The organism is Mesorhizobium sp. USDA 4132, assembly GCF_056279545.1.
The window spans coordinates 1,628,969-1,638,899 of sequence record NZ_JBWCCP010000002.1 but is presented as its reverse complement, the minus strand read 5'-3'; the positions used below and the strand labels follow the sequence as shown (position 1 = coordinate 1,638,899).

12 protein-coding genes are annotated in these 9,931 nt (G+C 64.0%); 2 read left to right on the top strand and 10 right to left on the bottom strand.

The annotated features are described in order from the left end of the window. On the top strand, nucleotides 1–1,352 hold a 1,352-nt coding region (locus ACZ9IU_RS30475; protein WP_498957843.1), incomplete at its 5' end, for an ATP-binding cassette domain-containing protein. 6 nt (nucleotides 1,353–1,358) lie between these two features. Here ACZ9IU_RS30475 and ACZ9IU_RS30470 read toward each other — a convergent pair. The 7 genes from ACZ9IU_RS30470 to mazE all read right to left on the bottom strand — a co-directional run bounded on the left by ACZ9IU_RS30470 (nucleotide 1,359) and on the right by mazE (nucleotide 4,954). Next, the gene (locus ACZ9IU_RS30470) at nucleotides 1,359–1,916 is read right to left on the bottom strand and encodes an isochorismatase family protein (protein WP_040124048.1); all 558 of its coding nucleotides are present in this window, start codon (nucleotides 1,914–1,916) and stop codon (nucleotides 1,359–1,361) included. A 227-nt stretch (nucleotides 1,917–2,143) separates the two neighbouring features. Beyond that, nucleotides 2,144–2,377 (bottom strand): hypothetical protein, encoded by a 234-nt coding sequence (locus ACZ9IU_RS30465; RefSeq protein ID WP_040124049.1) that lies wholly within the window; start codon nucleotides 2,375–2,377, stop codon nucleotides 2,144–2,146. A 150-nt stretch (nucleotides 2,378–2,527) separates the two neighbouring features. After that, entirely contained in the window at nucleotides 2,528–3,310 is a 783-nt protein-coding gene (locus ACZ9IU_RS30460; protein WP_040124050.1) for an SDR family oxidoreductase, read from the bottom strand. 90 nt (nucleotides 3,311–3,400) lie between these two features. Beyond that, nucleotides 3,401–3,820, bottom strand: a complete 420-nt coding sequence (locus tag ACZ9IU_RS30455; protein WP_040124051.1) for an HD domain-containing protein — start codon at nucleotides 3,818–3,820, stop codon at nucleotides 3,401–3,403. A 59-nt stretch (nucleotides 3,821–3,879) separates the two neighbouring features. After that, entirely contained in the window at nucleotides 3,880–4,254 is a 375-nt protein-coding gene (locus ACZ9IU_RS30450; protein ID WP_040124052.1) for a GFA family protein, read from the bottom strand. Nucleotides 4,255–4,319: 65 nt separating this feature from the next. After that, nucleotides 4,320–4,691, bottom strand: a complete 372-nt coding sequence (gene mazF / locus ACZ9IU_RS30445; RefSeq protein ID WP_040124053.1) for a type II toxin-antitoxin system toxin MazF — start codon at nucleotides 4,689–4,691, stop codon at nucleotides 4,320–4,322. Beyond that, complete coding sequence (gene mazE / locus ACZ9IU_RS30440; RefSeq protein WP_040124055.1) at nucleotides 4,691–4,954, bottom strand: type II toxin-antitoxin system antitoxin MazE; 264 nt, start codon at nucleotides 4,952–4,954, stop codon at nucleotides 4,691–4,693. The genes mazF and mazE overlap by 1 nt, the downstream gene beginning before the upstream one ends. A 162-nt stretch (nucleotides 4,955–5,116) precedes the next feature. Between mazE and ACZ9IU_RS30435 the strand changes: the two genes are divergently transcribed. Next, the gene (locus ACZ9IU_RS30435) at nucleotides 5,117–5,620 is read left to right on the top strand and encodes a hypothetical protein (RefSeq protein WP_040125675.1); all 504 of its coding nucleotides are present in this window, start codon (nucleotides 5,117–5,119) and stop codon (nucleotides 5,618–5,620) included. A gap of 23 nt (nucleotides 5,621–5,643) precedes the next feature. Here ACZ9IU_RS30435 and ACZ9IU_RS30430 read toward each other — a convergent pair whose 3' ends face one another. The 3 genes from ACZ9IU_RS30430 to ACZ9IU_RS30420 are packed head-to-tail and all read right to left on the bottom strand — an operon-like array spanning nucleotide 5,644 to nucleotide 9,931. Further along, complete coding sequence (locus ACZ9IU_RS30430; protein ID WP_040124057.1) at nucleotides 5,644–7,020, bottom strand: FAD-binding oxidoreductase; 1,377 nt, start codon at nucleotides 7,018–7,020, stop codon at nucleotides 5,644–5,646. Further along, on the bottom strand, nucleotides 7,017–8,702 hold the full coding sequence (locus tag ACZ9IU_RS30425; RefSeq protein ID WP_498957855.1) for a thiamine pyrophosphate-requiring protein: 1,686 nt from the start codon (nucleotides 8,700–8,702) through the stop codon (nucleotides 7,017–7,019). Before ACZ9IU_RS30425 ends, ACZ9IU_RS30430 begins: the two co-directional genes overlap by 4 nt. Continuing rightward, complete coding sequence (locus tag ACZ9IU_RS30420) at nucleotides 8,702–9,931, bottom strand: alpha-hydroxy acid oxidase (protein ID WP_040124060.1); 1,230 nt, start codon at nucleotides 9,929–9,931, stop codon at nucleotides 8,702–8,704. Before ACZ9IU_RS30420 ends, ACZ9IU_RS30425 begins: the two co-directional genes overlap by 1 nt.

Below are 9,931 nucleotides of genomic sequence, written 5' to 3'. Positions count from 1 at the left end.
CGCCGGATGAGACCATCGCCGACCTTTTTGGCACACGCGCTGCCTTGGCCATCCTTGCCCGCGCCGAAGCGGGCGAGGCATCCGCCGAGGAACTCGCCAATGCCGACTGGATGCTGGAGGCGCGCATGGCGGAAGCGCTGGCGCGGGCAGGCCTCGATGCGGATGCGAACACGCCGCTCGAAACGCTGTCGGGCGGCCAGCGCACCCGCGCGGGGCTGGCCGCGCTGATCTTCGCCGGGCCGGACTTCCTGATCCTCGACGAACCCACCAACAATCTCGACCGTGACGGCCGCCAGGCGGTGGTCGACCTGCTCGCCGGCTGGCGCGGCGGGGCGATCATCGTCAGCCACGACCGCGAACTGCTCGAAACCGTCGACGCGATCGTCGAACTGACCTCGCTCGGTGCCACCCGTTATGGCGGTAACTGGAGCCGATACCTTGAGCGCAAGGCGCTGGAATTGGCCGCTGTCGAGCACGATCTCGCTGACGCCGAAAAACGGATGGCGGAGGTCAACCGCGTGGCGCAGGAAACCACCGAACGCAAGGCGCGCAAGGACAGCGTTGGCAAGAAGAAGGCTGCCCGGGGCGATATGCCGCGCATCGTCGCCGGCGGCATGAAGCGGCGGGCGGAAAACACCAGCGGCGACAATGCCCGGCTTGCCGAGCGGCTGCGGGCCCAGGCGGCCGCCGACATCTCCGCCGCGCGTGAAAAGATCGAGACCCTGCAGCCGCTCTCCGTGACGCTGCCGCCGACCGGCCTGCCGGCGAGCCGGGTCGTGCTCAGGATCGACAACGTCACCGCCGGTTACGAGGTGGGAAAGCCGATCCTGCGCGACTTCTCCTTCGAGATCACCGGGCCGGAACGGATCGCCGTCACCGGTCCGAACGGCTCGGGAAAGACGACGCTGCTGTCGCTGATTTCGGGCAGCCTGTCGCCGTTCTCGGGCACGGTACGGGTTCCGGTCAGATCCGCGATGCTCGACCAGCGGGTGAGCCTGCTTGATCCGGCGCTGTCGATCCGCGACAATTTCCGGCGTCTCAATCCACAGGCGGACGAAAATGCCGGCCGCGCGGCGCTCGCCCGTTTCATGTTCCGCGCCGACGCCGCGCTGCAGATGGTCGGCACGCTGTCGGGCGGCCAGATGCTGCGGGCAGGGCTTGTCTGCGTGCTCGGCGGACCGGAACCGCCGTCGCTGCTCATCCTCGACGAGCCGACCAACCATCTGGATATCGATTCCATCGCCGCGGTCGAGGCCGGGTTGCGCGCCTATGACGGCGCGCTACTGGTGGTCAGCCACGACGAGGTGTTTCTTCAGGCGATCGGCATCACCCGCCGGCTGGAGCTGGGTTAGAACCGGTCAGGCGGCCGGGGAACCGGTGAGCGCCTCGGTGGTCACCAGATTGACGCCGGCCTCGGCGAACTGGGCATTGTAGCGGCGGATGATGGCGGCGGCGCTCTCCTGCGGCTGATCGAGCGTGCTGTGGGCGTCGGCAACCACCGTCACCTTCAGCCCGGCCGCGATCGCCCCCTGCACCGTGCCGGCGACGCAAAAATCCGTCTGGGCGCCGAGGATCACCACTTCGGGCGCACCCTGGTTCTCGATCCATTGGCCGAGTTCCGGGTTGCTGAACGAGTCCCGGACGGTCTTCGAGAAGGTCGGCTCGTCGTCCCGCTGGCCAAGTGCCGGCCAGACGGGCCAGCCCGGCTCTCCCGGCGCCAGCGGATCGCCCTCCGGCCCGTCATGACGCACGAAGGCAATCGCCCGGCCTTCGCGCCGCGCCCAGTCGATCACCTTGCGGGCGCGGTCGGTGAGGCGATCCGCCTCATGAAGAGGCGCCTCGACAAGGCCGTCGAACATGTTGGTCTGCAGGTCGATGACGATGACCGGCGCTTTTTCCGCGGATTTGCTGGACATGGGCTTGCCTCCATTTCAGGAGAGGGAAGTTGCCGGATTCCTGTGGCATTGCAACCGAATTTTACGGTTATCCGCACGATCCACCGCAGGCATATTGAGATCTTCCGACGGCGCCTGTCGCCCGGAAAAAGGCGATCCTGAACCTCCGGCACTCGCCCGATCGGTTTTCCCGAACGAGAGGGCGCCGGCCCGATCGCCGCCGCCCTCTCTCATTTGCGATCCGGGGATCAGCGGCAGACGCGGGTGGTCCTGACGACGATCCGGCCGTGGTAGCGGGTCTTCACCTTCTTGACCATGCAGTCACGGTGGCGGGGACGATACGGACGGTAGACTTCGCGGACGGTATGACGCGGAGCGACCCGCTCATGGGTGGTGACGGTGACACTCGCGGCGTCGGACGGGCCGGCGACCGAGAGAATGGAAGAAATGGCCAGGGCCGATGCGAGAAGCAGTTTTTTCATTGGGTGTTTCCTCAATCTTTTGCGCGACATGAACGCGGATTGAGGAAGGGGGTTCCACGAAAGGGATTGGGACTGAAGTCCTATGTCCGCCCTTCAGCCAACCGTTCCAGGGCACAACTTCAGCGACGCCGCTCAAAGCGGAAAGCAATCCTACCTCAGCAGCCCCTGGCCGCCGTCCACGTAGATCGGGGTGCCGGTCACGTGCCGGGAGCGGTCGGAGGCGAGGAAGGCGATGACTTCGGCGACGTCCGCGCTTTTTCCCGGTCGGCCGTCGCTGATCGGGACCTGGCCCTCCGGCCATTCCACCGGGATTGCGGTTTCCTGCTCGTGGCGAAGCCTGGTATTGTCGTGGATATTGGTCTCGATCTCGCCGGGGCAGACGGCGTTGACGCGGATGTGGTGCTTGCCGAGTTCCAGCGCCAGCTGCTGCACCATCGCCACCTGCGCGGCCTTAGTGGCCGTATAGGCGGTGGCGCCGGGCGTCGTGAAGGTGCGGTTGCCGTTGATCGAGGAGACGACGACGATCGAGCCTGCACCCTGCGCCTTCAGATGCGGCACGGTAAGATGAAGCGTCAGATAGGTGCCGCGCAGGTTGACGGCGATCGTCCTGTCGAACTCTTCCGGCTTCAGGTCGTCGATCGGCGCCCACACGCCGTTGATGCCGGCATTGGCGACGACAATGTCGAGCCGCCCGAATTTTTCGGCAAGCCGGTCGATCGCTTCGCGCATCCGGTTCTCGTCGGAAACGTCGGCTTCGAGCACCAGCGCTTCTCCGCCGGCCTTCTCTATTTCCCGGGCAGCCTTTTCGATCTCCGTTCTCGTATGACCGAGCAGGCCGATCTTTGCGCCCTCCGCCGCGAGTTTCATCGCCGCCGCCTTGCCGATGCCCGAGCCTGACCCGGTTACCAGAGCCACCTGATTCTTGAGTTCCATGAGTCCATCCTGTCGCTGGATCGCGGCTTCTGCCGTGCGAAAACGAACGGCAAGGGATGGCGCAAGGTTCCGCCCGTCAGGTTGGATATCTCAGGATGGATATCGCTCGTTGAGGATACGCAGGCCTTCGGCGAATTTCGAACCGTCGCCGCCCATCTGGCGCATCTGGGCAAGATTGTCGGTGAGATCGGCGCGCTTGACCGGTCGGGCGAGCGGATTTTCGATCGAGCGGCGGACGAAAGCGAAATATTCCTCGCCGTCGCGTTTGCTCATCGCGTCGACGGCATCGACGACCGCTTTGGAAAAGCCTTCTTCGCGCAGCCGCTCGAACGTCCAGCCGGGGCCTTTCTCGACCACGTCATGCAGCCAGGCGACCTGTTTTTCGTCCTCGCCGGCCACGTTTTCGGCGACGCGCCGGACATGGTCGATGAACGGACCGCCGGTTTTCGACGACTGTCCTTCATGCGCCTCGGTCGCGATGACAATTGCCTTGTCGATCAGTTCCGACATCTGTCTGTCTCCCGTCCGCTCGGCGGCACTTTATAGGGTCCTCGCCTGGCGACAATGCGTCAATTGCGATCTTCTTCGAATTGAGGGACGGCAAGCGGGCTCAGCCAGTTCTCCCGCCGCTTCACCCAGATCTCATAGACCGGTTCGAGGTCGGTCGGCGCCATGTCGAGCGATCCGACGCGGATCTCGATCTCGTCGCTGTCGCTCTCATTGAAAACGCGCGAGCCGCATTCGGGGCAGAAACCGCGCCCATGGAAATACTTGACCTCGCCTGTGCTTTCAAAGCCGTGCCGCGGCCAGATGCCGAAGGTGACGAAGCTCGAGCCGCTTTCCTTGCGGCAATCGGCACAATGGCAAAGCCCGATCCTGACCGGCGCATCCTTCACCGAATACCGCACGTTGCCGCAAAGGCAGCTTCCAGACCGGATGATCATCCTTTGTCCTCCTTCTTCCTCGCCCGGAAAATTCAGTTAGGGCAGGGGAGGATGAAGGGAAGAGATCAGGCGGGTTCAGGTGCCGGGTCGATGGCGCTGACCACGCGCGAGACGATTTCATTCATCGTCGCCTCGTCCAGCGTCTCGATATATTGCGCGGTTTTCTGCTGGATGCGGGCGGGAATGTCGAAGCTGCGGACCTGGTTGCAAACGGCGACGCCGGTCGTGTCGTGCCCGGAAATCGCCACCGCAAGACCGACATCGCGGATAAAAGCCCCACCGGTGGTGATGGGCACCGTCATGCTGACGCCCAGCCTGCTGATCTCGATCGGTGTGATGACAACGAAACGATGCCGGTTCTTCATTTCCCGGCCGGCGACGGGGTTTGGGTCGATCCAGTAGACATCGCCGCGCCTCGGCACGTTGCTGCGGATCATCAGATCTCGTGTCCTATCGGATCGCCTTCCTGCGCATCGGCGACAGCGGCATTCAGCATCGCCATAGCATCGCTTCCCTTCAGCAATTCGCTAAGGGTGTAGCGCTTGCGGCCGTTCTCGACGGGACGGGCGATCAATTCACCGTTGGCGACGTCGAGCGTCAGCTGATCGCCGACTTCGGTATGCATCAGCTTCAACAGGGCCGGGGGGATGGTAATCACCGCGGCACCGCCTTGGCGTCTGATTTTGGTGGTGACCGGCATGGTTCGCTCCTGAAAGTGCTACATATGTAGCATGTTCCCGGGCGGCAGCAAGGTTGAAGTGGATTTACGCGGTGCTGGGCCACTTGATGGCAGCTTCGCATGCCGGATGGAACGGAATGGCTCAGCCGGCGTTCGATGCGAGCGTTCAGATGGATCGTCGCCATGCGCTCATTTCTCGCCGCTGCTGCGTTTATCGCCTCCGGTTTTTTGCCGGGCCTCGTTTTGGCCGCCGAAAGCGATTTCCTGAAAACACTTTCCGGCAACTGGAGCGGCGAGGGCACGGTTCTGACCCGCATCGGGGCAACGCCCATCAACGTCACCTGCAGCTTCACCTCGACGGCCGGGGCGACCACCCTGTCGATGCAGGGAATCTGCCGTGGCCTGCTGGTCATCCGGCGCAGCATATCGGCCGACCTGCAGGCTTCGGAAAACGGTTATAGCGGCACCTATGTCGGGCCCTCCGGGCAGCCTTCGATGCTTTCCGGCAACCGCCGCGGCAATGCGATCAATCTTGGCGTCCGCTGGGCGAGGGTGATCAACGGGGATCGCGTCGCCAACATGACGATCGAGAAGATCGGCAACGACCGCCTCCGGCTTCAAACGGTCGACAAGGATCTTTCGAGCGGCAAATCGGTGGTGACCAGCCGCATCGATCTCAGCCGGTGATCATCTAAGGGCCTTGTCCGCCCTTACTCCACCTGACCCAGCTTGCCGGGGTTCATGATGCCTTTCGGGTCGAGTGCGGCCTTGATGGCGTTCATCATGTCGACGGCGTCGCCATGTTCGCGGCGGAGATATTTCAGCTTCGAGATGCCGATGCCGTGTTCGCCGCTGAACGTGCCGCCCATGTCCATGGCGCGCTGGTAGAGCCGTTCGGCGAGGCGCTCGGCTTCGGCGAGTTCTTCGGGGATTTCCGGCTTGATCAGGTAGCCGACATGGAAATTGCCGTCGCCCACATGGCCGATAATCTTGCCCATCACGAAGGAATTGTCGATGTCCTCGCGGGCGGCGAGGACGGCTTCGGCAAGCCGCGAGATCGGTACGCAGACATCCGTCGTAAACGCCTTGCAGCCGGGGCGCAGCGTCTGGTTGGAATAGATCGTCTCGTGGCGCGCCTTCCACAGCCGCTCGCGGTCCTCGGTGCGGGTCGACCATTCGAAGTCCGAACCGCCGAATTCATCGGCAATCTCGCGCACGGTGTTCGACTGTTCCTCCACCCAGCGCGGGCTGCCGTGGAATTCGAGAAACAGGGTCGGCGCGAGCTTCAGGGTCAGGCCGGCATGCCGGTTGGCGGCTTCGACCGCCACTTCATCGAGGAATTCGATGCGGGCGACCGGGATGCCGCTCTGGATGGTGGCAACGACGGCTTCCACCGCGCCGCGCATCGTCTCGAAGGCGCAGACGGCGGAGGCGATCGTTTCCGGGATCGGGTGCAGCCTGACGGTGACCTCGGTGATGACGCCGAGCGTGCCTTCGGCGCCGACATAAAGCTTGGTCAGGTCGTAGCCGGTGGAAGACTTCTTGGTGCGGCGGCCGGTGGTGATGATCTTGCCCTGGGGGGTGACGACGCGCAGCGCCAGCACGTTTTCGCGCATCGTGCCGTAGCGCACGGCCGTGGTGCCTGAAGCTCGGGTCGAGGCCATGCCGCCGAGCGAGGCGTCGGCGCCGGGATCGATGGGGAAGAACAGGCCGGTATCGCGGATATGGGTGTTGAGCTGCTTGCGGGTGACGCCCGCCTCGACCTGCACGTCGAAATCCTCGTGGTTGACCTGGACTATTCTGTTCATGCGGGTGAGATCGAGCGAGATCCCGCCCTTCAGCGGGATCGTGTGGCCTTCCATCGACGAGCCTGCCGCAAACGGCGTTACCGGTATGCCGGCCCCGAAACAGGCCGAGACGACGCGCGCCACCTCGTCCTCGTTTTCGGCATAGACCACCGCATCCGGCAACCTTGTGGGCTGGCGGGACATGTCGTGGCCGTGATGTTCGCGCACCGCTTCCGTCGTCGAAAGCCGATCGCCGAAGTGGAGCTTCAGGGCGTCGATCGTGGATTGCAGGGAGGTCATTTTTTCTCACCCGTCAGCATGCGGTGGTAGCGGGAACGGGCGATTTCCTGCGTGGTGATGAATTCGAGGAGGACCGGCACGCCCTTTTGCGTCTGCTCGATGCCGCGCTTGATCGCCGGGATGATTTCGGCCGGGTCGGTGACCCGTTCGCCGTAACCGCCGAGCGCGCGGGCAAAGGCGGCGTAATCGCCGGAAATGTCGGTCGAGCGGTATTTTTCCGTCGACACCTTCATGATCGGCAGTTCCATCGCCATCGAGAAATTGTTGAGCAGGATCGACAGGATCGGCAGGCGTTCGCGCACTGCGGTTTCGAAATCCATGCCGGTAAAGCCGATCGCCGCATCGCCCCAGACGTTGATGCAGAGTTTGTCCGGATGCATCAGCTTGGCGCCCATGGCGAGGCCCAGGCCATAACCGAGTTGGGTCGTCTTGCCCCAGCCGATATAGGTAAGCGGCTTTACCGACTTCCAGAACGGCGAAAGCTGGTCGCGCGGACTGCCGGCATCATGGGTGATGATGGTGTTCTCGATATCGACCGTGTGCTGCAGGTCCCAGAGCACGCGATAGGGCGACAGTGGCTTGCTGTCGGAGGTGAGCTTCGGCATCCATTCGGAAAGCCATTCCTCCTGCACCTTGGCGATTTCGGCAGCAATTTCCGTATGGTCGCGCGGAGAAACCTTGCGGGCTTCGAGCTCGGCAAGCACCGCGTCGAGCGTCAGCGCCGCATCGCCGACCAGCGCCACCTTGGCTTCGATGTCCTTGTTGACGTGGTCAGGATCGAGCGTGGCGTGGATGACCGTCTTGTCGAGCGGCATCTGCACGCCGAAGGCGGTCTCGGTGAAAGAGCAGCCGATACCGAAGATCAGGTCGGAACTGTCGAGGAAATGGCGCAGCGTCTTGGAAATTGCCGCCCCGCCGGCGCCGACCGACAGCGGATGGGTTTCCGGAAACGCGCTCTTGCCTTCGAGACTGGTGGAAACCGGGATCGCCAGCAGTTCGGCGAGCTGTTTCAGCTGCGGCCAGGCCTGCGCGTAATGAATGCCCTGGCCGGCATAGAGGATCGGCCGCTTGGCGGCGAGCAGCAGGTCGACGGCGTCGCGCACGGCAATCGGGTCCGGACCGTAACGGGTGGAAAGAACCGGCCGGTAGTTCAGCGGCTCCGGCACCTCGTCCTGCCACATGTCGTTCGGGATCTCGACCAGAACCGGGCCGCCGCGGCCGTTGCGCAACTTGGAGAAAGCGCGTCGGAAAATGTTCGGGATCTCGGCGGCCGAGGTGATCGGCTCGGCGGACTTGGTGATGTCGCGCATCGAGCGGGTCGCATTGTAGTTCGGGTCGACATGCGCGACGCGGCGCTCGTAGCCCATCGGCAGCACCAGCAGCGGCACCGATTCGGAATAGGCCTGGGCGATGCCGCCATAGGCGTTTTCGGTGCCCGGTCCGAGCTGCATGGCAAAGACGCCGATCGTCTTGCCGGAGCTTAAGCGCGACATGGCGTCGGCCATATGCAGGCCGTGGCGCTCCTGGCGCACGATGATCGGGCGGATATCACCCATGGCCGCGTGTTCGAGGACGTGGTTCACGGGGTAACCGCAAATGACCTCGATCCCCTCGCGCTTCAGAATTTCCACGATGGCGTCGGCAACTTTCATGGGTTTCTCCTCCCCGGAGACATGGTCGATTAGAGGTGCGGTTGGAAGTCTTGTGCGGTCCAGGCGCCGGGATGGCGTACGGATGCGCGACGGGCCTGGTCCGTATTCAGCAGTCCGCTCTGGCCGAGCGTGATGCGGTATTCCTCGATGAAGGCCTGCGCCATATGGGTGGCGCCATGGTCTCCGAGTGCGGCAAGACCGAGCATGAAGGCGCGGCCGGCAAAGGAGGAATGGGCGCCGCAGGCGACTGCGCGCACCATGTCGACGCCGGAGACGACGCCGCTGTCGAACAGGACCGTACCACGGGTGCCGACCGTGCGGGCGATTTCGGGCAGGACGTCGATCGTTGCCGGTGCCGCATCGAACTGGCGGCCGCCATGGTTGGAGACGATCACGCCGTCGAGGCCAAGTTCGAGCGCCTTTTCCGCATCCGCCGGGTGCATGACGCCTTTGACCATCATCGGCCCCGGCCATCTGTCGCGCAACCGGGCGATCTGCTCCCAGGGGAAGCCGCCACCGATATGCTTTTGCACGAAGGCGGAGGTGGTGACGCGGTCCGGCGCGCCGGCAAAGCCTGCCATGTTGGCGAAGGTCGGCATGCCCTTGCGGCGGATCGCGTCCAGCCAGAACGGCGCCATCGCCGCCGCGATCATCGTCTTCGGCGTCAGCTTGAAGGGCATGGTGAGGCCGTTGCGAAGATCGCGCGGGCGCTTGGCGCGCACCGGCACGTCGAGTGTCGCGACCAGAACCTTCGCGCCGGCGATGCGGGCGCGATCAGTCATTTCCAGGCTGTATTGGTGGTTGTTCGGCGCCATCGGATAGAGCTGGAACCAGGTGACATCGGGCGCCCATTCCGCCACCTGCTCGATCGTCGCGCAGGCCAGCGTTCCGACCAGATAGGGAATATTGTGGGCCTGGGCGGCCTTGGCGAACTGTTCGGTGGCGCCCGGCCACATCATGCCGTCAAAGCCGATCGGCGAGATGCCGATCGGGGCGGCGTAACGATGGCCGAAGAGCTCGACCGAGGTGTCGACCTTGGAAACGTCGATACCATAACGCGGTACGACTTCGACCGCCTGCAGTGCGGTCCGGTTTCGGTTGAGGCCGGTCTCGTCGCCGGCGCCGCCCTGGAGAAATTCGTAGGCAAAACGCGGTATGCGCCATTTCGCCCGTTTTTCCAGGTCGCCGACCATCGGATAACGCCGGCGGAGCTCCGCCAGCGTCTCGATCGTCCTTGCGTCGTTCCCGGCTCCCCCCAT